The organism is Paenisporosarcina quisquiliarum (genome assembly GCF_043641925.1).
Taxonomy (GTDB): domain Bacteria; phylum Bacillota; class Bacilli; order Bacillales_A; family Planococcaceae; genus Paenisporosarcina; species Paenisporosarcina quisquiliarum_A.
Genome location: NZ_JBHZRU010000002.1, coordinates 200,086 through 222,642, shown reverse-complemented (window position 1 = coordinate 222,642; position 22,557 = coordinate 200,086). Strand labels below are relative to the sequence as shown.

25 protein-coding genes are annotated in these 22,557 nt (G+C 36.7%); 1 reads left to right on the top strand and 24 read right to left on the bottom strand.

The annotated features are described in order from the left end of the window. Positions 1–8: 8 nt before the first annotated feature. The 22 genes from ahrC to ACHUE4_RS02760 form a co-directional block, all read right to left on the bottom strand. On the bottom strand, positions 9–458 hold the full coding sequence (ahrC, locus tag ACHUE4_RS02865) for a transcriptional regulator AhrC/ArgR (RefSeq protein ID WP_394187800.1): 450 nt from the start codon (positions 456–458) through the stop codon (positions 9–11). Positions 459–562: 104 nt separating this feature from the next. Continuing rightward, positions 563–1,381, bottom strand: coding sequence for a TlyA family RNA methyltransferase (locus ACHUE4_RS02860; protein ID WP_394187798.1), 819 nt, complete (start codon positions 1,379–1,381; stop codon positions 563–565). Next, on the bottom strand, positions 1,378–3,282 hold the full coding sequence (gene dxs / locus ACHUE4_RS02855) for a 1-deoxy-D-xylulose-5-phosphate synthase (protein WP_394187796.1): 1,905 nt from the start codon (positions 3,280–3,282) through the stop codon (positions 1,378–1,380). The genes ACHUE4_RS02860 and dxs overlap by 4 nt, the downstream gene beginning before the upstream one ends. Before the next feature lie 92 nt (positions 3,283–3,374). Further along, the gene (locus ACHUE4_RS02850; RefSeq protein WP_394187795.1) at positions 3,375–4,259 is read right to left on the bottom strand and encodes a polyprenyl synthetase family protein; all 885 of its coding nucleotides are present in this window, start codon (positions 4,257–4,259) and stop codon (positions 3,375–3,377) included. Further along, positions 4,256–4,498, bottom strand: a complete 243-nt coding sequence (locus ACHUE4_RS02845) for an exodeoxyribonuclease VII small subunit (RefSeq protein WP_394187793.1) — start codon at positions 4,496–4,498, stop codon at positions 4,256–4,258. The genes ACHUE4_RS02850 and ACHUE4_RS02845 overlap by 4 nt, the downstream gene beginning before the upstream one ends. 2 nt (positions 4,499–4,500) lie before the next feature. Further along, positions 4,501–5,853, bottom strand: coding sequence for an exodeoxyribonuclease VII large subunit (gene xseA, locus ACHUE4_RS02840; protein WP_394187792.1), 1,353 nt, complete (start codon positions 5,851–5,853; stop codon positions 4,501–4,503). Positions 5,854–5,942: 89 nt separating this feature from the next. Next, positions 5,943–6,803, bottom strand: coding sequence for a bifunctional methylenetetrahydrofolate dehydrogenase/methenyltetrahydrofolate cyclohydrolase FolD (folD, locus tag ACHUE4_RS02835; protein ID WP_394187790.1), 861 nt, complete (start codon positions 6,801–6,803; stop codon positions 5,943–5,945). Positions 6,804–6,826: 23 nt separating this feature from the next. After that, a complete protein-coding gene (nusB, locus tag ACHUE4_RS02830) occupies positions 6,827–7,207 on the bottom strand; it encodes a transcription antitermination factor NusB (RefSeq protein ID WP_394187788.1) in 381 nt (126 codons plus the stop codon). Between the two features lie 136 nt (positions 7,208–7,343). Beyond that, a complete protein-coding gene (locus ACHUE4_RS02825; RefSeq protein ID WP_394187786.1) occupies positions 7,344–7,751 on the bottom strand; it encodes an Asp23/Gls24 family envelope stress response protein in 408 nt (135 codons plus the stop codon). Positions 7,752–7,766: 15 nt separating this feature from the next. Then, positions 7,767–9,116 carry an acetyl-CoA carboxylase biotin carboxylase subunit gene (gene accC / locus ACHUE4_RS02820; RefSeq protein ID WP_394187784.1) on the bottom strand — a complete coding sequence of 450 codons (1,350 nt, stop codon included), beginning with the start codon at positions 9,114–9,116 and terminating at the stop codon, positions 7,767–7,769. An 11-nt stretch (positions 9,117–9,127) separates the two neighbouring features. Continuing rightward, positions 9,128–9,640: an acetyl-CoA carboxylase biotin carboxyl carrier protein gene (gene accB / locus ACHUE4_RS02815; RefSeq protein ID WP_394187783.1), complete on the bottom strand. Its 513-nt coding sequence runs from the start codon at positions 9,638–9,640 to the stop codon at positions 9,128–9,130. Between the two features lie 194 nt (positions 9,641–9,834). Beyond that, positions 9,835–10,368, bottom strand: a complete 534-nt coding sequence (locus ACHUE4_RS02810; protein ID WP_394187781.1) for a SpoIIIAH-like family protein — start codon at positions 10,366–10,368, stop codon at positions 9,835–9,837. Beyond that, on the bottom strand, positions 10,365–10,706 hold the full coding sequence (locus ACHUE4_RS02805; protein ID WP_394187779.1) for a hypothetical protein: 342 nt from the start codon (positions 10,704–10,706) through the stop codon (positions 10,365–10,367). Before ACHUE4_RS02805 ends, ACHUE4_RS02810 begins: the two co-directional genes overlap by 4 nt. A 157-nt stretch (positions 10,707–10,863) precedes the next feature. After that, positions 10,864–11,025: a hypothetical protein gene (locus ACHUE4_RS02800; protein ID WP_394187777.1), complete on the bottom strand. Its 162-nt coding sequence runs from the start codon at positions 11,023–11,025 to the stop codon at positions 10,864–10,866. Between the two features lies 1 nt (position 11,026). Next, on the bottom strand, positions 11,027–11,929 hold the full coding sequence (locus tag ACHUE4_RS02795) for a stage III sporulation protein AE (RefSeq protein ID WP_394187775.1): 903 nt from the start codon (positions 11,927–11,929) through the stop codon (positions 11,027–11,029). Between the two features lie 406 nt (positions 11,930–12,335). After that, complete coding sequence (locus ACHUE4_RS02790; protein ID WP_394187773.1) at positions 12,336–12,545, bottom strand: SpoIIIAC/SpoIIIAD family protein; 210 nt, start codon at positions 12,543–12,545, stop codon at positions 12,336–12,338. Positions 12,546–12,649: 104 nt separating this feature from the next. Beyond that, positions 12,650–13,207, bottom strand: coding sequence for an elongation factor P (gene efp / locus ACHUE4_RS02785; RefSeq protein ID WP_394187771.1), 558 nt, complete (start codon positions 13,205–13,207; stop codon positions 12,650–12,652). 19 nt (positions 13,208–13,226) lie between these two features. Continuing rightward, complete coding sequence (locus tag ACHUE4_RS02780) at positions 13,227–14,288, bottom strand: M24 family metallopeptidase (RefSeq protein WP_394187769.1); 1,062 nt, start codon at positions 14,286–14,288, stop codon at positions 13,227–13,229. Beyond that, positions 14,288–14,728 (bottom strand): type II 3-dehydroquinate dehydratase, encoded by a 441-nt coding sequence (gene aroQ, locus ACHUE4_RS02775; RefSeq protein ID WP_394187767.1) that lies wholly within the window; start codon positions 14,726–14,728, stop codon positions 14,288–14,290. Before aroQ ends, ACHUE4_RS02780 begins: the two co-directional genes overlap by 1 nt. A gap of 66 nt (positions 14,729–14,794) precedes the next feature. Next, a complete protein-coding gene (locus ACHUE4_RS02770) occupies positions 14,795–15,211 on the bottom strand; it encodes a hypothetical protein (protein WP_394187766.1) in 417 nt (138 codons plus the stop codon). Between the two features lie 113 nt (positions 15,212–15,324). Continuing rightward, positions 15,325–17,889, bottom strand: a complete 2,565-nt coding sequence (locus ACHUE4_RS02765) for a vitamin B12-dependent ribonucleotide reductase (protein WP_394187765.1) — start codon at positions 17,887–17,889, stop codon at positions 15,325–15,327. 180 nt (positions 17,890–18,069) lie between these two features. Next, positions 18,070–18,906 carry a lipoate--protein ligase family protein gene (locus ACHUE4_RS02760; protein WP_394187764.1) on the bottom strand — a complete coding sequence of 279 codons (837 nt, stop codon included), beginning with the start codon at positions 18,904–18,906 and terminating at the stop codon, positions 18,070–18,072. A gap of 98 nt (positions 18,907–19,004) precedes the next feature. Here ACHUE4_RS02760 and ACHUE4_RS02755 point away from each other — a divergent pair, with 98 nt between their 5' ends. Beyond that, positions 19,005–19,385, top strand: coding sequence for a rhodanese-like domain-containing protein (locus ACHUE4_RS02755; RefSeq protein ID WP_394187763.1), 381 nt, complete (start codon positions 19,005–19,007; stop codon positions 19,383–19,385). A gap of 366 nt (positions 19,386–19,751) precedes the next feature. Here the strand turns inward: ACHUE4_RS02755 and gcvPB are convergent, their stop codons facing one another. Further along, positions 19,752–21,242: an aminomethyl-transferring glycine dehydrogenase subunit GcvPB gene (gene gcvPB / locus ACHUE4_RS02750; RefSeq protein WP_394187762.1), complete on the bottom strand. Its 1,491-nt coding sequence runs from the start codon at positions 21,240–21,242 to the stop codon at positions 19,752–19,754. Further along, entirely contained in the window at positions 21,205–22,551 is a 1,347-nt protein-coding gene (gene gcvPA, locus ACHUE4_RS02745; protein WP_394187761.1) for an aminomethyl-transferring glycine dehydrogenase subunit GcvPA, read from the bottom strand. Before gcvPA ends, gcvPB begins: the two co-directional genes overlap by 38 nt. Positions 22,552–22,557: the final 6 nt, after the last annotated feature.

Below are 22,557 nucleotides of genomic sequence, written 5' to 3'. Positions count from 1 at the left end.
CACCTCGTTTATAACATTTCCAACAATCTAGTCTTTATAATATCTCGTTCTGTTACGTCACGACAAATAATAAGACATGTATCGTCTCCACAAATAGTCCCTAAAATTTCACGCCAGTCTAAGTGGTCGATTAAAGAACCAATTGCGTGAGCATTACCAGGTAAAGTTTTCATCACCAAAAAGTGGCTTGCCCCATCAATACTTACGAAAGCATCTGTTAAAGCTCGGTGAAGCTTTTGCATAGGATTAAAGCGTTGATCTGCCGGTAAACTATATTTATAACGACCATCTTGCAATGGCACTTTTACCAAATGAAGTTCTTTAATATCTCTAGAAACCGTTGCTTGGGTTACGTTGTAGCCAGCATTTTTTAGAATATCAACCAAGTCATCCTGCGTTTCAATTTCATGATTTGCAATTATATCTCTAATCCTAATATGGCGTTGTCCTTTGTTCATTGAAAGTCACTCCTAGTATGAATGAATAAATATACTTAATATCTCATATCGTACCACCAACGAATAAGACAAACAAGAAAAACACGTCCTCAGTGAGGACGTGTTCAAGTTAGTTGTTTATGTGCTTCTTGGACTAGCGATTTTAATTGATCATAGCTATAAACAGGTTCTTCTGATTCTGTAGCGATCAAATGAAATAAAAATTCGATATTCCCTTCTCCACCTGTTATTGGAGAGAACGATGCATTTTGTAGAGTGAAACCTTCATTTTGAGCGAATTGAGCAATCTTTTCTAACACAGAGTAATGGACTTTCGGGTCACGAACGACGCCTTTTTTGCCAACATTATCTTTGCCAGCTTCAAATTGAGGTTTGACTAATGCAATGACACTACTTCCTGGAACAAGCAATGTTTTTAATACCGGAAGAATCAGTTTTAGTGAGATGAATGAAACGTCAATTGTAGCAAATTCGGGCATGCCTTGCGTTAAATCAGCCGCCGTTACATATCGAAAATTAGTTCGTTCCATCACTGTCACACGTTCATCTTGACGAATTTTCCATGCTAGCTGATTATATCCAACATCAAGAGCATAACAATGTTTAGCGCCATTTTGTAACGCACAGTCCGTAAATCCACCCGTTGAAGCCCCTATATCTAACATTAACTTATCTGTTACATCCAAATCAAAAATTTCAAGGGCTTTTTCGAGCTTCAAGCCCCCTCTGCTTACATACTTCAATGTATTTCCTTTTACCTGGAGAGGCGTGTCAATTGGAATTTTTTCTCCTGGTTTTTCGAGACGGTTTTCATTTGAAAAGACTGTCCCAGCCATAATAGCTCGCTTTGCTTTTTCACGCGTTTCACTTAATCCGCGTTCAACTAACAAAATGTCCACTCGTTCTTTCGCAATTTTACTCATAGCACATGTGTACCGGTCTGACGTTTTTCTTTAATAACATCCTCTATTCTTACGACTAATTCATCCGAGGTTAAGTGAATTTCATCTAATAATTCTTCAACACTTCCGTGCTCAATAAAATGATCAGGTATACCCATTCTACTTACTGTAGTATTGGAATATTGGTGATCACTTAAGAATTCGATAACACTACTACCAAACCCACCTTGAAGAACAGCTTCTTCAACTGTGAAAATTGGAAGCTTACGCTTAACAATTTCATGTAACATAGATTCATCTAGCGGTTTGATAAATCGAGCATTCACAACTTCAGCTTGAATACCGAGAATTGACAATCGTTCAGCTGCTTCTAACGCAAGAGTAATGGTTGTCCCAAATGTTAAAATAACAGCATCACTTCCAGGTCGTAGCACTTCCCAAGTTCCAATTGGAATCGTTTGCAATTGCTCATCCATCGGGACGCCAAGTCCATTTCCACGAGGATAACGTAGAGCGATAGGACCATCATTATATTCAATTGCTGTCTTCACCATATGTTGGCCTTCATTTTCGTCTTTCGGCATCATGATCACCATATTCGGTAAATGTCTTAAGAAAGCAATGTCGAATACGCCTTGATGCGTTTCCCCATCTGCCCCAACTAAACCAGAACGATCTATCCCGATAAAAACATTTAAGTTTTGGCGACAAATATCATGAACGACTTGATCATAGGCACGTTGTAAAAATGTCGAATAAATCGCTAGGAAAGGTTTCATACCTTGTGTTGCTAACCCAGCTGCCATTGTTGTGGCATGTTGTTCTGCAATACCAACATCAAACATTCGAGTTGGAAATTCACTCGCAAAGCCTTCTAATTTAGATCCTACCGGCATTGCAGGTGTAATAGCTACAATGCGTTCATCTTCACGCGCAAGTTTACGAACGGTTTCAGCTACTAAACCACTCCAAGAAGGCGCTGTTGATGAAGACTTAACAAATGCGCCAGTCTCCATTTTATATGGACCAGTACCATGCCAAGTTCCGATTTTGTCTTCTTCTGCAGGGCTAAAGCCTTTCCCTTTTTTCGTCAGAACATGAACAAGCACAGGACCTTTCATCTTCTTCGCGTTTTGCAAGGTATCTTGTAAATCTTGATAGTTATGTCCGTCAATTGGTCCTAAGTAGGTAAAGCCAAGCTCTTCAAAGAAAATACCTGACACCAATAAATACTTCAGGCTATCTTTTACTCGCTCAGCAGTAGAAGCAAGTTTTCCACCTACTGCTGGGATTTTCTTCAACAAATATTCTAAATCATCTTTAACTTTGTTATATTTACCGGCTGCTCGTAATTTCCCTAAAACTGTATGCAATGCTCCTACATTGGGTGCAATCGACATTTCATTGTCATTTAAAATGACAATCATGTCCGTTTTTTCATGCCCAATATGATTCAAAGCTTCCAAGGCCATCCCGCCGGTAAGTGCGCCATCACCGATAATTGGTATCACATAATTTTTATCCTTTTTAATATCACGCGCTGCAGCCATACCCATAGCAGCGGAAAGAGACGTGGAACTGTGACCAGTTTCCCAAACGTCATGTTCACTTTCGATGCGTTTCGGAAAACCACAAAGACCTTTAAATTGGCGTAATGTATCAAATTGATTGCCACGTCCAGTCAAAATTTTATGCACATAAGCTTGGTGCCCAACATCCCAAATGAATTTATCTTCTGGGCTGTTAAATGCGCGATGTAAGGCAACTGTAAGTTCGACTACACCAAGATTTGGTCCGATGTGACCACCAGTTACAGAAAGTTTTTCAATTAAAAACGCACGAATATCATCACTTAACTCTAAAAGTTGTTCGTGTGATAAATCTTTTATAAAAGATGGATTAGTTATTGTATTTAAATCCATATCCATCACTCACCTTTTCCCAGTTATCTGTATTTATTATTTAATTTCATTATAACAATGTAAAGGAATTGTACAAACAATACCTCACTATGTTAATTGCTTCGATTAATGATATAAGCAGCTAATTCGTCTAATATACCTGATTCTTCATGAATTAATCGCAGGCTAGAAAGAGCTTGATTAATATGCCATTCCTTTTTATCTTTCGCACCTTGTATGGTTAACAAGGCAGGATATGTATTTTTATCACTCGCCACATCTTTCCCTGCAGTTTTACCCAGGGTTTCTGAAGTTCCTTCTATATCAAGAATGTCATCTTGAATTTGAAAAGCAATGCCTATATGACGGGCGTAATTTTTTAGTGCCTCGACCTTTTCGCCTGTAGCATTTGCCAAAATTGCTCCTGCATAAATACTGAATTCTAACAATGCACCCGTTTTGTTTTCATGAATAAATTCAAGTTCAGTAACACTGATTTTTTTTCGTTCACTTTCCATGTCAAGTACTTGACCACCAACCATTCCTTCTGCACCAGATGCTTGACTTAATGCTTGAATTAAATCTAGTTTAGAATCGGAATTCAAGTTAGGTAAGCGAGCAATCATGCCAAAAGAATACGTTAGAAGTGCATCACCAGCTAGTATGGCTAATGCTTCACCGTACACTTTATGATTCGTTAATTTTCCACGGCGATAATCATCATTATCCATACTTGGTAAATCATCATGAATCAATGAATATGTATGAATCATTTCAATCGCAGCACCAATAGTATATGCATCTTTATGTTGTTCATTTAAAAAATCTAATACAGCCATTAGAAAAAGAGGTCGAATCCGCTTTCCTCCAGCTAACACAGAATACAACATGGATTCTTTTAATGGCTGTGGAGCAGAAATGGATTGAATTTGAAATTCAAGCTCTTTTTCAATTAATGATAAATGTCCATTCATAAAATGATTGAGGTTCGTATTCATTCAGTTTTTCCTTCTTTATCAGATTGATTAAAAGGTGTTTTTTCTCCATTCTCATCCATAATCGAAATTAATTGTTTCTCTGCATTTTGTAATTTATCGTGGCAGACCGAAGATAATTCCATTCCTTTTTTATATAGCGAAATAGCATCTTCTAGGGGTACATCACCTTGTTCTAGTTGACGTACAATATCCTCAAGTTCTTGAATTGCTTGATCGAAAGAAACTGCTTTTTTTGTCATGTTCATTCTCCTTCTACTTTTTCAGAAATAGATGTAATGGTAGCTTGAATTTGCCCATCTTGTAAAGACACTTCAATCGTCTCGTCTACTTTCACTTCATGAATTGATTTCACGACTTGCTGATTTTGATAAGCAATACTATATCCCCTACTCATAATCGTTAATGGATTTAAGGCTTCAAGTGTTCTAACGGTACTTGCAAAGGACTTTTCTTTTTCTTGGAAAGTACTCTTAGTCGCCATTTGAATTCTACTTCGCAAGTTTTGTACGTTTTTTTGCAAGGGTAAAATCATTCGATTTGGGTTTTGGAGTTGCAAACGCATCGATTTTTGAGTAAACAAATCTGTTTTATTCACCAAAATTGTTTTTCTGTTTTTCTCTAGTTGTTCCTGTAATCTCGTCAGCCTTTCAATAAACGGACGATAAAGCCGCTCCGGATAAGCAAGAGGATAAGATGATGCTACTCGACTTAACCTTTTTCTTTCCTGAGTGATCAATGTGGTTGTTAACTGAACTAATTGATTGGATAGTCTTACTGATTGTTGTAATAATTCAATTTGACTTGGCACGGCTAATTCAGCCGCAGCCGTTGGAGTTGGTGCTCGTAGATCGGATACGTAATCAGCAATGGTTGTATCTGTCTCATGACCAACCGCACTGATGATTGGGATTGTACTATCAGCGAATGCACGTGCAACAACTTCTTCATTGAATGCCCATAAATCCTCAATAGAGCCGCCACCACGTCCAACAATTAACACATCTATCCCATGATTTTGATGTGCTGCATGAATTGATTTGACAATACTAGGAGCGGCTCCAGCACCTTGAACTAAAGCGGGAAATATGAGAACTTCCGCTAGAGGATACCGACGATTTAAAGTTGTTACAATATCTCGTATCGCTGCACCAGTCGTTGCCGTAATGACACCAATCTTATTAGGAAAAGAAGGGATGACTTTTTTTCTTGATGGATGAAAAAGTCCTTCTTGATCGAGCTTTTTCTTGAGTTGTTCGTAGGCAATAAATAACTCGCCAATCCCATCTGGCTGCATATGTTGTGTATAAAGCTGATATTGCCCAGAATTTTCATAGACATTAATATCACCTTGAATCAAAACATTCATGCCGTTTTCAGGCTTGAATTTCATTGAACGAGCTTGAGCTGCAAACATAACTGCTGGCATCCTAGACTGTTCATCTTTAAGGGTGAAATAAATATGACCACTTGTATGAATTTTAACATTTGAAAGCTCACCTTTTACATATACATTTCGCATATGAGGGTCGGCATCAAATTTACGTTTTATGTATTTAGTTAAGGCTTTAACCGTTAAATAAGAAATAGAAGACACGAAATCATAGCTCCTTAAAAAGAAGAAATAGAAAAGCTGTCTTTCTATAAGAAAAACAGCTTCTTTTACCTATTTTACCTGTAATAAACTCATTTGTCTTGACGTAACTTATTTTCTGCCGATTGAATGGTGTTTTCCATCAACATCGTGATCGTCATTGGACCCACTCCACCAGGAACTGGTGTAATAAATGATGTTTTTTGTGAAACGGAAGCAAAATCAACATCACCACACAACTTATTGTTTTCATCACGGTTCATTCCTACGTCTATTACAATCGCTCCATCTTTAATGTGTTCAGCTTGAATTAACTTAGCAATTCCAACTGCCACAACTAAAATGTCTGCTTGACGAGTAATAGAACCTAAATCTGGAGTTTTTGAATGAGCATAGGTAACGGTCGCATCTTTTTGTAAAAGTAGTTGACCCATTGGTTTTCCTACAATATTACTTCGACCTACGACCACAGCATGTTTTCCTGTGATTTCTATTCCACTATGTTCTAATAACTTCATTACACCAAATGGCGTACATGGTAAAAATGTTTCTTGTCCTAAAAGCATTTTCCCTACGTTATTAGGATGAAAGCCATCAACATCTTTATCTGGTGAGATGGCAGATAATATAAGTGATTCATCAAAATGTTTAGGAAGAGGCAATTGCACAAGGATTCCATGAATAGACTCATCAGTGTTTAAATCATGTATAGTTGCCATTAATTCTTCTTGACTTAAAGAGGATGTAAACGAAAGTAGACGCGAGTACATGCCTAATGATTCGCATGTTTTTTGTTTATTGGTAACATAGGTTTTTGAAGCAGCATTATCTCCTACCAGTACAACAGCTAAACCTGGAACGACTCCTTGCTTTTTCAAATCTTCAATACGTGTTTGTAAATTATTGCGTATGACTTTTCCTATTTCATTTCCATTAATCAAGACACTCGACATGTTGGCCCCCTAATTTAAATCGCTTAAGAATCTGCGTATTTTGAAAGAACTCCATTAACAAATTTACTAGACTTTTCGTCACCAAACGTTTTGCAAAGTTCAATCGCTTCGTTCATGATTACTTTTGCTGGTGCATCTTTCATGAACAATAACTCATAAACCGCTAATCTTAAAACGGTTCGTTCAATTTTAGGCAATCGGCTTAATGACCAGTTTTCTAAATGGCTAACTAATGATTCATCAATTTGTGTTAAGTGCTCAGTCGTTCCAACTACTAATTGTTCGTAGAACGAGTCAGAGTTACCGTCCAAAACATGACTTTTTGCATCTTCTACAGTTAGACCAGTGTTTTCAAGTTGAAACAAAGTTTGCAACGCTTTTTCACGGGCTTCTCTTCTTTTCATGTATGTGTTCTCCTTTTATCCTGCTTTAAGTATCCGAACACATCATAGCATATTTCGTACTTACAAAACATACTCAACATGATTTTCGAAAGTTCAGAAAAAAGCATCACTCACAATGAAGGAGTGATGCTTTGCGTTATTCTATAGTTGATTCTTTTTGATGTTCAAATTGAACACCCGTGATGTGAACATTTACTTCTTTTGTTTCAAGTGAAGTCATATTAAAAATCGCTTGACGGACTTGATTTTGAACTTCTTTTGCTACAGTTGGGATAGCAGCTCCGTATTGAACAACACAGTAAATTTCAACAAACAAACCTTGATCTGTTAATTCGGTTTTGATCCCTTTACCATGCACCTTTTTGCCAAGTCTTTCAACGACACCTGACGCAAAGCTTCCACGCGTACCAGCTACTCCTTCAACATCAGTTGTAGCAATACCTGCTATTACTTCCAACACTTCTGGTGCTACTTCTATTTTACCTAGTTCTTCTTTACCCGAAGGTGTCATTTGAACATAAGCGGAAGTTGTTTTTTCAACCATTTTAATCCATCCTCTCTAGGAGTTTAATACATCATACGTTTCTAAAAACTTCGTATCGAAATCTCCAGATTTAAATACTTCATGATCCATTAGTTTTGCATGCAAAGGAATCGTTGTAAATACTCCTTCAATCACAAACTCACTTAATGCACGTTTCATTTTAGCTACTGCTTCTTCACGTGTATCAGCATGTGTAATTAATTTTGCAACCATAGAGTCATAGTATGGCGGGATGCTATAACCAGTATACATTGCAGAATCCACACGAACTCCATAACCACCTGGTGCTAAGTACATTGAAATTTTACCCGCTGAAGGCATAAAGTTTTTAGCGGGATTTTCTGCATTAATACGACATTCGATTGACCAACCGTTTATTTTAACATCAGATTGTTCATAGCTTAGTTTTTCTCCAGAAGCAATTTTCAACTGTTGCTGAATTAAATCGATTCCCGTGATCATCTCAGTAACCGGATGTTCAACTTGAATACGTGTATTCATTTCCATGAAATAAAACTTTTGATTAATATGGTCAAAAATAAACTCTACTGTCCCAGCACTTCGGTAATTTACAGCCAGAGCAGCTTTTACAGCAGCTTCGCCCATTTCAGCACGCAGTTCTGGAGATAAAGCAGGTGATGGAGCTTCTTCAACTAACTTTTGCATGCGACGTTGAATGGAACAATCTCTTTCGCCAAGGTGGATTGCATTTCCATATTGATCGGCAAGAACTTGGATTTCAATGTGGCGGAAAACTTCAATGAATTTTTCAATATAGACGCCTGGATTTCCAAAAGCAGCCGCAGCTTCTTTTTGCGTAATCTGAATTCCTTTTACAAGCTCTTCTTCCGTACGAGCTACACGAATCCCTTTACCTCCACCACCAGCGGTAGCTTTTATGATTACAGGGAATCCAATTTCCCGAGCTATTGTTAGACCCTCTTGGTCGTCAGCAACGATGCCGGTTGAACCTGGTACGACTGGCACTCCAGCTTTTCTCATCGTTTCTCTCGCGACATCTTTTGTACCCATTTTAGATATTGCATCTGAAGTAGGTCCAATAAATGTAATATTACATTGCTCACATAATTCAGCAAATGAAGCATTTTCCGCTAAGAAACCATAACCTGGGTGAATCCCGTCACAACCTGTTAGCTTGGCAACACTAATAATGTTAGAAAAGCTTAAATAACTATCTTTAGACAATTTCGGACCGATACAGTATGATTCATCAGCCATTTGCACATGTAAAGCATCATGATCAGCTTCTGAATAAACGGCAACTGTTTCGATATCTAATTCTTTACAAGCTCGAATGATACGAACTGCAATTTCTCCACGATTAGCAATTAGAACTTTTTTCATTTTAATCCCCCTCAGTTCGCTTTTACTAAGAACAGAGGTTGGCCATATTCTACAAGTTGTCCATCTTCTACTAAGATTTCAACAATCTCGCCTGACACTTCTGCTTCAATCTCATTAAATAATTTCATAGCTTCAACAATACAAACTACCGCGTCAGCATTTACCTTGTCACCAACTTGAACATATGCAGGTGAATCCGGTGATGAAGATTGATAATAGGTACCAACCATTGGTGAAGTAATTTTGTGCAATGATGAGTCTAAAATTGCTGGCTCTTTTACTTCTTCAGCTGAAAACGTTTCAACTTTATCATTTTTTGGTGCTGCAGCAACTGGTGCTTCTTGTGGAGCATTAGCAATTGGTTGTGCAACAGGTTGAGGTGTTGAATTCAAACCTTCTGTGTGAACATGACCGTTATTCTTTTTTAATTTCACTTTTGTTCCTTCAGACTCGTAAACAAACTCATCAATTGTTGAATGATCGATTAATTTTATGATTTCACGTATTTCTTGTACTTTTAACATCGCGAACTCCCCTTAAGTGTATGTAATTACGTACCCCTTCTATTTTAGTCTTTTTTTGTTCAATTTGAAATAGATAACCCAAAAATACTTAAGAGTTGGTACTAATTATTAGTAATAAGTTTAATTAAACACAATAAAACCACAACCATTTGCGGCTGTGGCAAAATATTATGATCGATACTTATTGACTACTATTATTGTCCATCATCAAATTCTACTTTAACTTCTTTTGCATCTTCCCACTCATTCATTACAATGTAGATAATTTCATTAGCTTGAGCTTTTGATTGTTCTGAAGATACAACCGTAACTAATACTTTCCCATCACTTGTGCGTACCAAAGCATCTGAGTACCCAAGGTTTTGTACTAACATTTCTAACATTGCTTCTGTTGCTTCTCTTTTCGCTAAGTCTTCCATTTCTGAGTACGCTTCGTTTACCTGGTCAGCTGATAGTTCATTAGAAGCAATTTGTGCCTCTAATTGTTCCCTTTGTTGACTACGTTGGTTCGCAACTTCCATTCTCATTTCTTCAAATAGTGAACTTTGTGCTAATACCGGTGTCACTTCACCAGTTTCCTCAACTGCCAATTGATCTAATGTTTCATTTGAAAATATCGCCAATCCATCAAATCGTGAACTTGGATCTTCTTGAACATAATATACGGAAATAACCGCAACCAAACTTAAGAGAGTAAGCATCCACACTGTACGTTTTTTGACCTTCATTTCAAAACCCCTTTCTCATCCATAGGGACGACTACAATTCTATGTTCTGGCAAAATAAATATGGAAGACAAATATTGCTTTAATTTATTTTGAACTTGTATATTATCAGCACCTGCTGCAACTACAAGTATGGACTGAATGCCACTTTCCTTACTTGTTTGTTCATTAAATAATGAAAAAGTTGGTAAACTACTTTTTGAATCCACTTCTTTTTGTTTGCCACTATAAATGAATAATTCTACATCACCTACTCCGTCTATTTTTTGTAATACTTCTTTAAGTTCTTGTGAAGCGGATGCTCCATCTTCGATTGTTGGTGTAGAAGTAGAGTCATTCAAAAAAGGCACACCATTCATAACGAAGAAAATTAATAGCATCGACACAATCAAGATGATAGGTGGAAACTTCTTGTTGTTAAATAGAGTGGATATGCCCCACACTCCCTTCTCTTGCAAAACGATGCATTTGATAAACTATATGAACAGGTATGCCTGTCTATGCATATGAAAATGTAGATAAATACAAGATTAAATAGATAGCGATCCCAAAACGGGTAATTCGTTGAATATGTTCTACGGAATCTTTATTGCTAAACATGAGTTGAGCAATCTGACTGATAAAGATTATAGCAATTAAACCTTTTAACCATCCGTGCATATCAACCCCTCACTAACATGGACAATTTTAAGATAATAACTACAAAAATTGCTGTGTAGAAAAAGGCAAAAGCAATGAGGAACGAAATCATGCTTAAAACAAATAGGGACTTCCCAATATCATCTAAAAAATCCGCAAGATCTTCTGGAGCAAATGGTTCGATAAATGCTGCAACAAATCGATAGCAAAAAGCGATCAAGATCGTTTTAATCGTTGGAACTAAGACAATCACTAAAATACCTACTGCAAGTCCAGAACCAGTAACGGCTGTTATGGAAGAAGAAAATCGACTAAATGTACTTAAGCTCTCAGAAAAAAAAGAACCTACAAATGGAATATTTTGTTGTATTAATTTTTTTACGGGTTCACTAAAAGCACTTGAAATATTCCATGAAATGAATCCTTGGATGGAAATGAAAAAGCTATAACTCACGACAATGGCTGAAACAATGCTCAATAAGGAAGTCCGAATTAAATCGGATAATTTTGTAAAAGAAGTACTTGGGTGAAAACGACTGACAAAATCGAGCAAAATGGTTGTTATTAGTAAAGGAATCAGTAGTTTTTCGGAAAGAAATACGGAAAATTGGATAAAGAAAAATAACGCGGGATTCCAAATGGAGAAAGCCAATGTACCTCCATTCATAAACAGACCAGCCGTTAATACCGGATAGACACTCATGAATAAAGAAATCATATTCGATGCAAAATCCTTCATATTTTGAATAGCTTCAATTGCCGGGGTAATGGTAAATAAAACAGCGATGGCAAATAAAGAAAACCTTGTCCATTTTTGTCCGTTTGGAATCATAATATCTAAAATAGAAGCGATTAGAATTCCGATGATTAACACAACAAAATAAGTACTAATTCCAAACAAATAGGAGATTAAGGGCTCTAACACAGGCTCTTCCTCTCCTTTCAGCACATTACTCAATAATCAGAGTTGATAATATTGAAAACATTTTTTTAATCAATGGAATCCACTGTGATAGTACGATTACATTACAGCTAACTTGAATCATTGGTATATAGAGATCGTAAGATAGATTTCTAAACCAAGCAGACAACGCTTCAGATAGGAACGTGAAAAAAACTGAGATTAATAATACCCGAATGATGGGTCCACCTTCAGAAGGCACTGCTAAAATGATTTGTTGGGTAAAAGGTACGAGTAATGTTATAAAGACATGGGCTAGTAGCATGAAGAAAAAGAATGTCGTGAAAATGGGTGTGAACTGAGGAAGTATTAAGTGTAGTAATAGTAGGAGTAAAATCATGAGTATAGAAAGAAAAATACTAATCATAGCTTAAACCGAAGTTGTTAGCCATTCGAAAAACGTGGAGATTTCCGAAAAAAAGTACCTTAAAAACCTGAGCATTTCAGCAGTCATATACATATAGCCAAAAACAAAGAGGAAAAATGTAAACTCTTTTTTTCCTGTTTGCTCAAAAAACAAATGCAAAAAAGCCAAAATTAATCCTATTCCTGCTACTCGGAGAACATCAATAAATTCCAACTTGTCCCCTCCTCCGTTTATGTACTTTATGCAAAAACAGGTTTGAGTATGAAAAAGAGATGGGCATGTCTTTCTAAAAAGAAAGACATGCCCATCTCATAAAATTACGCTCTTGAAACGTAAGAAGAATCCGTTGTATTAATAATTAATTTATCACCTTGGTTGATAAAGAATGGTACTTGAACTGAAAGGCCAGTTTCAACTACTGCTGTCTTCGTACCACCACTTGATGTGTCTCCTTTAATACCTGGTTCAGTTTCTGTTACTTCTAGCACAACTGAATTCGGTAGCTCGACACCTAATGTCTCACCTTGATATTGCATAATATGAACTTCCATATTCTCACGAAGGAATTTCAATTCATGTTCAATTTGTTTTGTATCCAGTTCAATTTGTTCATATGATTCTGTGTCCATGAAGTTATGAACATCACCATTTGCATAAAGATACTGCATTTTACGGTTATCGATTTGTGCTTTTGCAACTTTTTCACCCGCACGGAATGTTTTTTCATTTACTGCGCCTGTACGAATATTACGTAATTTTGAACGAACAAAAGCTGCACCTTTACCCGGTTTTACATGTTGGAAATCTAGAACTCGCCATATTCCACCATCAACTTCAATTGTTAAACCTGTTTTAAAATCATTTACTGATATCATGTGTATATTCCTCCAGAGTCTATAAAATAAGTAATTCTTTTGTTGAATGTGTTAATTTCTCATTACCCGAAGATGTAACAATTGTATCATCTTCGATACGTACGCCACCGATTTCCGGAACATAAATTCCTGGTTCAATGGTGATAACCATTCCCTCTTCTAAAATCGTTTCAGATCGGAATGATAAACCAGGACCTTCATGTACTTCTAGACCAATGCCATGTCCTAGTGAATGACCAAATGCATCTCCAAAACCTTTTGCTTTAATATAGTCGCGCGCAACAGCATCAGCTTCAATACCTGACATACCTGGTTTGATTTCTGCTAAAGATTTTAATTGAGCATCAAGAACAATTTGGTAAATCTCTTTTAATTCATTTGAAGGCTCTCCAACAGAAACCGTACGAGTTAAATCAGATACATACCCGTTGTATAACGCTCCAAAGTCTAAAGTAACAAAGTCACCAGTTTCAATAATTTTATCCGTTGCTACACCATGAGGTAATGCTGAACGAAGTCCTGAAGCTACGATAATATCGAAAGATGAAGAACTAGCTCCTTGTTTTCTCATAAAGAATTCTAATTCATTTGAGACTTCAAGCTCCGTTTTACCAGGTTTGATATACGTGATAATATGTTCAAATGCAGCGTCTGCAATGTTTGCTGCTGCCTTTAATATCTTAATCTCTTGCTCAGTCTTAATCAAGCGGATTTTTTCAACCAAGCCAGATACAGGAATTAAATCTGCTTTGATCGCTTTTTGATAGATTTCAAACATCGCATAGCTCATATGATCTTTTTCAAAACCGACTGATTTGATATTCATTTTTTCTAATTGTGCTCCGACTTCTTCCATTATCGGCTTCGAGTGTTGGACGATTTCAAACCCTACAAGTTCTTTTTGAGCTTGTTGAGTATATCTAAAATCCGTGATAAAAACGGCATGTTCTTGAGTAATAATCGCTACCCCTGCTGTGCCAGTAAAACCAGTTATATAACGACGGTTATATTCACTTGTTAGTAGAATCGCCTCAATATTATGTTCAGCGAAACTTTGACGAAGTTTACGTAATTTCTCCATTACAATTCCCCATTTCTCTTTATGAATGTTTCTAGAGCTAACTGATACCCAAATGAACCCAGTCCGCTGATTTGACCCTCACACACTGCTGCTAGGACGGATATATGTCTGAAGGCTTCTCTCTTATGTATATTTGAAATATGAACCTCAATCACAGGAATAGTAATGGACGCAATTGCATCCCTTATTGCATAGCTCGTATGTGTGTAAGCCCCTGGATTGAGTATAATTCCTTTTACACCGTTATCTTCGGCTTCATGAATCCAATCAATTAATTGACCTTCATGGTTAGACTGAAAACAACTTATGTTTACTTGATGTTGTTTCCCATATTGAATAAGAGAGTTTTCAATGTCAGTTAAGGTTTCTCTTCCATAGACTGCAGGTTCTCTCTTACCCAATCTATTTAAATTAGGGCCATTTAGGCATAGAATTTTCATTCAGAAACCCTCCTATATGTATGCACTCTTTTATTTTAGCATAACCGAATGAGAGGGCAACCTATTTCAATTCCCTTGATGTACAACTCTTCCATAGTACACAGCCGTTTCAGCTAATGCTTGAGTAAAGATTAAAACGATAGCCATAAAAGGAATGGCTGATTTTTTTAAAAAAGAAAAGTCCGTAGCAATCATCCACTCAACTCCTATCCAAAGACATATTCCTAACACGATAGATGTTAACAATGGATGTATGTTTTTAGTATAAGAAAGTAACTTCAATAGGCACAATATGAATAGAAATAATACACAACCAAGTATGATCCACTTAATTGAAATGTGAGTTTCTGTGAATAATTGATATTTTTTTGACCAACCTGTGGGGTTCCAAGATATAAATTTAAACGTCTTCAAAAACAACAAAACAATTGTAAAAATGAAAGCAGTTACGGCTGAAATGACGAGATAAGCTTTTTTATCCATGTACAACATCTCCTTTTCGATTAGTTTTTGACGAACATTGCAATGCCTAATCATTTTCGGCAAAATAAATACACCTTGTCGCTTTAAAAGCAACAAGGTGTATTTTAATCGTATTATAATCCGCATCTTAATTGAGCATTACAATTTGTACACGTATTACATCCGCCCATCTCTTCTACTGTTCCAGTTCGACAAACAGGACAAGTATTTCCAACTTCTGAACCAATTGTTACATTGGTCGAGCGTAAATCTTGAATCGTATCAATTAAAACAACTGGACGATTTTTCATCACTTTTTCTTCATGGTAATGCTCGTCCACAATATTTTCTTCTGCTTTCAATGTTAAAACTTGTGCATCTCGACTTCCATCAACATATACCGTACCGCCTTTAGCTCCACCCTTATATAAACGTTCATACACTTTTTGAACTTGTTCTACTGTATATCCTCTCGGAGCATTCACCGTTTTTGATATCGAACTATCAATCCAACGTTGAATAATACATTGAACATCCACATGAGCTTCAGGTGCAAGTTCCATTGCTGTGACAAACCACTCAGGTAGATTTTCTTCACTAGCATTAGGATTTGCTGCTAAATAATCCTGTACGATATCAGCTTTGACTTCTATGAATTTTCCAAGTCTTCCACTGCGGTAATACGTAAATGAGAAATATGGTTCTAATCCAGTTGCAACACCAACCATAGTTCCTGTTGAACCGGTTGGAGCAACAGTTAATAGATGTGAATTACGGATACCACTTGCTAGAATTTTACTGCGGATATCTTCAGGCATTTTCTTCATAAACCCAGTCTCAATAAACGCTTGTCTTAATCGATTAGTCTCTTCTACCGTAGAACCTTCTAAGAATGGAAAGCTTCCTCTTTCAGTAGCCAATTCTGCAGATGTTTCATATGCAGCGACAGCGATCGTTTCAAAAATTTGATCAACCAATCGATTTCCTTCAACCGATCCATATTCTTTTTCACAATATATAAGCAAATCAGCTAAGCCCATAACACCTAAACCAACACGGCGTTCACCAAGAGCTTGTTTGCGATTATCTTCTAAGAAATAAGGAGTAGCATCAATGACATTATCTTGCATTCTAACTCCAACTTGAACAGTTTCTTTTAGTGCTTCAAAATCAACAGTTTTGTTTTCTTTATTTGCAAATTGAGCTAAATTAACAGCAGCTAAATTACAAACAGAATTAGGTGCTAATGGTTGTTCTCCACATGGATTGGTTGCAACTACTTGTTGACCATATGCTTTTGCATTCGTCATATCATTTGCATTGTCAATAAAGAAAATGCCTGGTTCTGCAGAATATGTTGCACAGATATTTATTAATTTCCATAATTCTTTTGCTTTCATCATACGGTAAGTTCTTACCCCGTGACCTAACTTCTCCCACTCACGTACATCACCAATTTCATGCCACTTTTCATTATACTCAGCCATTTGTTCAGATGTATACTCTTCAACCGCAGGGAAACGAAGAGCGTGTTCGCCATCTGCTTCAACTGCTTTCATGAAATCATCTGTTAATGTAACAGAAATATTAGCACCAGTTAAAAACTCAGAATTATGGACACTGTATGTACCACCATCATTAATCTTTGTTTCAGCATCACGAATGATGGATTCGTTAAATCCACCGTGACCAGGAATCGTCTTGTAATTAATAATCCCTTGATACATAGATTCTTCCTGATGTGTTAAAGGCTTAAATTTTAATTTCTCTTTCGCAAGTAAACGGATTGTTTCATCTTCTGTATTTTCAATTAAGAATCTTAAAATTCTTGGGTTTTGCATTTTAGAAATAATAAATTCTGCAATATCTGGATGCCAGTCTGCCAGCATAATCATTTGTGCTCCACGACGGCTACCACCTTGTTCAACTAAATGAGTAAGTTTGGCAATATCGTCTAACCAAGAAACGGAACCAGATGATTTGCCGTTTACTCCTTTAGCTAACGTATTACGCGGACGTAAGGTAGAACCATTTGTACCTACCCCACCACCACGACTCATAATTTCCATTACTTGTTTTCGATGATCAGAGATACCTTCACGCGAATCTGGTACGAAAGGCATAACATAACAATTAAAGTAAGTTACATCTGTTTCTGCACCAGCACCATAAATGACACGACCAGCTGGTATGAATTTCAATTCAACTAATTGCTTATAAAATTTATTAAACCACTCTGTCTTTTTCTCTTGTGTAGTTTCTACAGAAGCCAAACCAGTGGCATTTCGCATGGCAATTTGTTCATAAAAAACTTCAAGTGGTTTTTCAATGACATGAATTGAACGTTTAACAATTCCTGTAGCTTGTTCGTCTACATCATCAATAGCGCTGCGGTAATCTTCTTCAATCAATACTTCTGCTTTGTTTGATGCTTTATCGATTGAAACGATATACCCAAGACCTCGTGCTGGAAATTTCGGATCTTCTTTAACGGTTAATACGACAAAATCTCCAACTTTTAGCGTTTGCTTTTTTGTATCTTTAAAGGAGTAACGATCAATCATAACTAACCTTGAAACACCCTTATGAGTTATTTTCATTTCACTACTTATTGGGTGAACCTGCGGAAATGCAGCAATATCTTGATTTAAAGCTTCAACATTTACTGAAAAATTGTTTTGTTTTTTTACAATGACCATTTAAATTCCTCCTCTAAACATTAAACAACGCAAACACAATATATAGTGTATTCGATATTTAATAAGATACTATATATGGATGTTTTATTCAAATGATTAAGAGTGAGCATCGAACATACATACCCAACGTCTATAGGATAATAGAATCAATTTATTCTCAAAAATAAATCTTTTTACCCATTATTTTCGATAAGTCCACTCGTCATTAGCGTAACGACTAGCCTCGAGTGATTTCACATAGTTAATTTGAGCATCTGATAAAGTAAATTCTTCAAGATGAATATTTAAACCTTCTTCAAATCCTTGTTTAAATGCCTGAATACATTCTTCCATATTTGCTGGTTTTTCTCTTAATCGATTAATTGCGACAGCTTTCTCGGGTAAACTTTTTCGAATTCTTTCTTTTACTTGTTCAGAAGGATATTTAAATAAAGAAACGAGTTTATCCGCGTCAAGATCCAGCAAAATTGCACCATGTTGTAAAATAACACCCTTTTGTCGTGTTTGCGCACTACCAGCAACTTTTTTTCCTTCTACTACTAATTCATACCAAGAAGGTGCATCAAAGCATACAGCGCTTTTAGGATTTTTTAATGCACTCTTCTTTTCATCTGTATCCGGTACAGAAAAGTATGCATCTAAACCAAGTTTTTGAAAACCTATTAACAAACCTTCGCTTAACACACGGTAAGCCTCCGTGACCGTTGCAGGCATGTTTGGATACTCTTCACTAACGATGATGCTATAAGTTAACTCATGCTCATGTAGAACACCTCGACCACCGGTTGGTCTTCGCACAAATCCAAGATTATGTGCTTTTAGTTGCTCTAAATCAATTTCTTTCTCAACATTTTGGAAATACCCAATCGATAAAGTGGCAGGATTCCATTCATAAAATCGGACAACTGGAGGAATTTCACCAGCACTGTGCCAATCTAGCAATGCTTCATCTAGTGCCATATTGAATGAAGGGCTACATGCTCCAGAATTTATAAAAAACCAAGTTGATTTTGACATCACGATTCCTCCTTACAATGAAATACATATTAACAAACACATTGAATTGTGGCTATACTTTCTTTTATAATATAAATAGAGAGAGAGGGGAACAATTCGTGGAATACTTGTATATTATCGCAGCCGGTTTATTCGGTTTGATTGTTTATTTTTTAGTATCTTCATTTCGTTTAAAGAAAGCTGTTTCTGGTTTAACACAAGAGCAGTTTATCGAAGGTTATCGCAAAGCTCAACTAGTGGATGTTCGTGAACCAAAAGAATATGACGGTGGTCATATTTTAGGAGCACGTAATATTCCTTCTTCACAAATGCGTCAACGTTACAAAGAGATCCGCTCTGACAAACCAGTTTACTTATATTGCCAAAACAGTGCAAGAAGCGCCCGAACTGCTTTGTTCTTAAAGAAAAAAGGATACAACCAAATTTATCAGTTACAAGGCGGCTTCCGTCAATGGACTGGTAAAATCAAAGCAAAATAATAACACTCAAAGGGTTATCTCAAAAGTCATTTAGCGACTGAGAGATAATCTTTTTTTGCATGTATTCATATTCCCGGGTATCTATACAAGCATTGCGATGCAACGTTTTTTCATTTTGAACTTTATAAGTACTATCAAACGCCAATGAGCATGTCATCTTAGTATGAGGTTCCTTACTGATTAAATTAACTCATCACTAGTCGCAACAAAAAGAAATGAATTTATCGACCGATTGCAATTGGGTAATTTGTCACGAGCCACCAGAAACCAGTCAATTCATTCATTAAAAAAAACTGTAAACAAACTATCTTTCACGAGTTTGTTTACAGTTTAAGGAGAGCTCATATTAGAGCTCTCTTTTTGTTTTTAATCTTTTTTAAAACGTAACACAGGTGTACGAGCAGCTTTCGTCTCATCTAAACGTTTAATAACCGTTGTATGAGGCGCTTGCTGAACAATTTCTGGTGTTTCTTCAACTTCTTTTGCAATTTGAATCATTGCATCGATAAATGCATCCAACGTTTCTTTTGACTCAGTTTCAGTTGGCTCAATCATCATAGCCTCTTCCACGTTTAATGGGAAGTAAATGGTTGGTGGATGATAGCCGAAATCAAGCAATCGTTTTGCCATATCAAGTGTACGAACACCCAGTTTCTTTTGACGTCGACCACTTAACACAAATTCGTGTTTACAATGACGATCATAAGGTAAGTCAAAATGAGGCTGAAGTCTACGCATCATATAATTCGCATTTAAAACAGCATATTCAGTAATTGCTTTCAAGCCATCTGGACCCATTGAACGAATATACGTGTATGCACGTACATTGATTCCAAAGTTGCCATAGAAGGGTTTAACACGTCCAATAGATTTCGGTCGATTGTAATCGAACTCATATCCTTCTTCAGTTTTCACAAGAACTGGTTTTGGTAAGAACGGGATTAAATCTTTTTTTACTCCTACTGGACCAGAACCTGGGCCGCCACCACCATGTGGACCTGTAAATGTTTTATGCAAGTTCAAATGTACGCAGTCAAAGCCCATATCTCCAGGGCGTGCTTTAGACATAACTGCGTTTAAATTTGCTCCGTCATAATACAACTTTCCACCAACACCATGGATAATAGAAGCCATTTCTAAAATATTTTCTTCGAATAATCCTAGTGTATTTGGATTAGTTAACATTAATGCAGCAGTATCATCTCCTACCACACGTTTTAAATCTTCTAAATCCACTAAGCCGTTTTCATCTGATTTTACTGTGATTGTATCAAAACCAGCAACAGTAGCTGAGGCTGGATTTGTTCCATGTGCAGAGTCAGGCACGATTACTTTTGTACGCTGAGTATCTCCATTCGCTTCATGGAAAGCACGAATCATCATTAAAGCCGTCCATTCTCCATGAGCACCAGCAGCAGGTTGAAGTGTAACTTCATCCATTCCAGTAATTTCAATTAAATGTTCTTGTAGATCATACATTAACTCCATAGCACCTTGCACCGTTTCTTCATCTTGTAAAGGATGAATATTTGCAAAGCCTGGGAATCGAGCAACTGACTCATTGATTTTCGGATTGTATTTCATAGTACATGAACCTAAAGGATAAAATCCTGAATCTACTCCATGATTCCTTTTTGAAAGAGCTGTATAATGACGCATAATATCTAGTTCTGATACTTCGGGAAGTTCAGCAAGCTCTTCTCGTAATAAACCGTCAGGTAATAATGAAGCTAAGTCAACTTCTGGTATATCAAGTTCAGGTAAGCTATATCCTACGCGTCCCTCTTTTGTAATTTCAAAAATTAGTGGTTGATTATCTTTATGCACGGAAAGACCCCATTTCTTGCACAAGCGCATCGATTTCTTCTTTTGTGCGTTGTTCAGTAACAGCGATTAATACATGTCCTGCTAACTTATCATCAACTTTACCTAAATCAAATCCACCGATAATACCCTTTTTCAACAGTTCTTTTGTTAGAACAGTGATATCGGTATCTGCTTTAACAACGATTTCATTGAAATGAGGACCTTGATATACAACTTCGAACCCCTGAGCTTCGAAAGCTTTTTTAGCATAATTCGTTTTTAAAATATTTTGAGTCGCAATTTCTTGAACACCTTTTTTACCAAGAGCAGTCATTGCTACAGAAGCTGCTAATGCATTTAGTGCTTGGTTCGAACATATATTGGAAGTTGCTTTATCACGACGAATATGTTGTTCACGAGCTTGTAATGTTAAGACAAATCCTCTACGTCCAACTTCATCTGTTGTTTCACCAACTAAACGTCCTGGAACTTTACGCATTAACTTCGTAGTAACTGCAAAATAACCGCAATGTGGTCCCCCAAATGATTCAGAGATTCCAAATGGTTGAGCATCCCCGACTACAATGTCAGCACCAAGTTTACCTGGTGAAGTTAAAATACCAAGTGACAGTGGATTAGAAGAAACAACCATTAAGGCTTTCGCTTCGTGAGTTACTGTTTCAACTTTACGTAAATCCTCAACTTGACCATAAAAGTTTGGATATTGAACAAGCACAGCTGCTGTATTATCATCAATTAACTCGTTAAGTGCATCAATATCTGTAACGCCATCTTTAGTTGGAATTTGAACGACTTCAATCGATTGTCCTAAAGCATACATACGCACTACGTCTTGAGATTCCGGATTAACTGCACCTGAAATTAATAGCTTTTTACGCTTAGTATGACCAGCTGCTAGCATTCCTGCTTCAGCCAAAGCTGTACCACCGTCATACATGGAAGAGTTGGCTAAATCCATTCCCGTCAACTCACAAATCATTGTTTGAAATTCAAAGATTGCTTGAAGTTCACCTTGAGAAATTTCTGGTTGGTAAGGCGTATATGCCGTATAAAATTCAGAACGAGAAATAACGTGATCTACAATAATCGGTTTATAGTGATCGTAAACACCTGCTCCTAAAAACGAAGCATACGTTTTGTTATCTGCATTTTTGGCAGCCATTTGAGATAGTTCTTTTAGTAGAGATGATTCAGACTTAGCTGGTTTAATATTATATTGACCTTTAAATCTTACTTTTTCAGGTATATCTGAAAATAACTCATCTATAGAAGAAACTCCAATTGTATCTAACATATCTTTTTGGTCTTGCTCTGTCATTGGTAAGTAACGATGTTTCATCCGGGC

What these genes read in the sequence shown, in the direction of transcription:
- ACHUE4_RS02760 (WP_394187764.1), bottom strand. Translation starts at nt 18,906, where the DNA reads ATGTCAAAATCAACTTGGTTTTTTATAAATTCTGGAGCATGTAGCCCT.
- ACHUE4_RS02810 (WP_394187781.1), bottom strand. Translation starts at nt 10,368, where the DNA reads ATGAAGGTCAAAAAACGTACAGTGTGGATGCTTACTCTCTTAAGTTTG.
- accB (WP_394187783.1), bottom strand. Translation starts at nt 9,640, where the DNA reads ATGTTAAAAGTACAAGAAATACGTGAAATCATAAAATTAATCGATCAT.
- gcvPB (WP_394187762.1), bottom strand. Translation starts at nt 21,242, where the DNA reads ATGCGCTTGTGCAAGAAATGGGGTCTTTCCGTGCATAAAGATAATCAA.
- nusB (WP_394187788.1), bottom strand. Translation starts at nt 7,207, where the DNA reads ATGAAAAGAAGAGAAGCCCGTGAAAAAGCGTTGCAAACTTTGTTTCAA.
- folD (WP_394187790.1), bottom strand. Translation starts at nt 6,803, where the DNA reads ATGTCGAGTGTCTTGATTAATGGAAATGAAATAGGAAAAGTCATACGC.
- ACHUE4_RS02850 (WP_394187795.1), bottom strand. Translation starts at nt 4,259, where the DNA reads ATGAATACGAACCTCAATCATTTTATGAATGGACATTTATCATTAATT.
- dxs (WP_394187796.1), bottom strand. Translation starts at nt 3,282, where the DNA reads ATGGATTTAAATACAATAACTAATCCATCTTTTATAAAAGATTTATCA.
- ACHUE4_RS02765 (WP_394187765.1), bottom strand. Translation starts at nt 17,889, where the DNA reads ATGGTCATTGTAAAAAAACAAAACAATTTTTCAGTAAATGTTGAAGCT.
- ACHUE4_RS02860 (WP_394187798.1), bottom strand. Translation starts at nt 1,381, where the DNA reads ATGAGTAAAATTGCGAAAGAACGAGTGGACATTTTGTTAGTTGAACGC.
- ahrC (WP_394187800.1), bottom strand. Translation starts at nt 458, where the DNA reads ATGAACAAAGGACAACGCCATATTAGGATTAGAGATATAATTGCAAAT.
- aroQ (WP_394187767.1), bottom strand. Translation starts at nt 14,728, where the DNA reads ATGAAAATTCTATGCCTAAATGGCCCTAATTTAAATAGATTGGGTAAG.
- ACHUE4_RS02825 (WP_394187786.1), bottom strand. Translation starts at nt 7,751, where the DNA reads ATGGTTGAAAAAACAACTTCCGCTTATGTTCAAATGACACCTTCGGGT.
- gcvPA (WP_394187761.1), bottom strand. Translation starts at nt 22,551, where the DNA reads ATGAAACATCGTTACTTACCAATGACAGAGCAAGACCAAAAAGATATG.
- efp (WP_394187771.1), bottom strand. Translation starts at nt 13,207, where the DNA reads ATGATATCAGTAAATGATTTTAAAACAGGTTTAACAATTGAAGTTGAT.
- ACHUE4_RS02770 (WP_394187766.1), bottom strand. Translation starts at nt 15,211, where the DNA reads ATGGATAAAAAAGCTTATCTCGTCATTTCAGCCGTAACTGCTTTCATT.
- ACHUE4_RS02800 (WP_394187777.1), bottom strand. Translation starts at nt 11,025, where the DNA reads ATGCACGGATGGTTAAAAGGTTTAATTGCTATAATCTTTATCAGTCAG.
- ACHUE4_RS02780 (WP_394187769.1), bottom strand. Translation starts at nt 14,288, where the DNA reads ATGGAGAAATTACGTAAACTTCGTCAAAGTTTCGCTGAACATAATATT.
- ACHUE4_RS02845 (WP_394187793.1), bottom strand. Translation starts at nt 4,498, where the DNA reads ATGACAAAAAAAGCAGTTTCTTTCGATCAAGCAATTCAAGAACTTGAG.
- accC (WP_394187784.1), bottom strand. Translation starts at nt 9,116, where the DNA reads ATGAAAAAAGTTCTAATTGCTAATCGTGGAGAAATTGCAGTTCGTATC.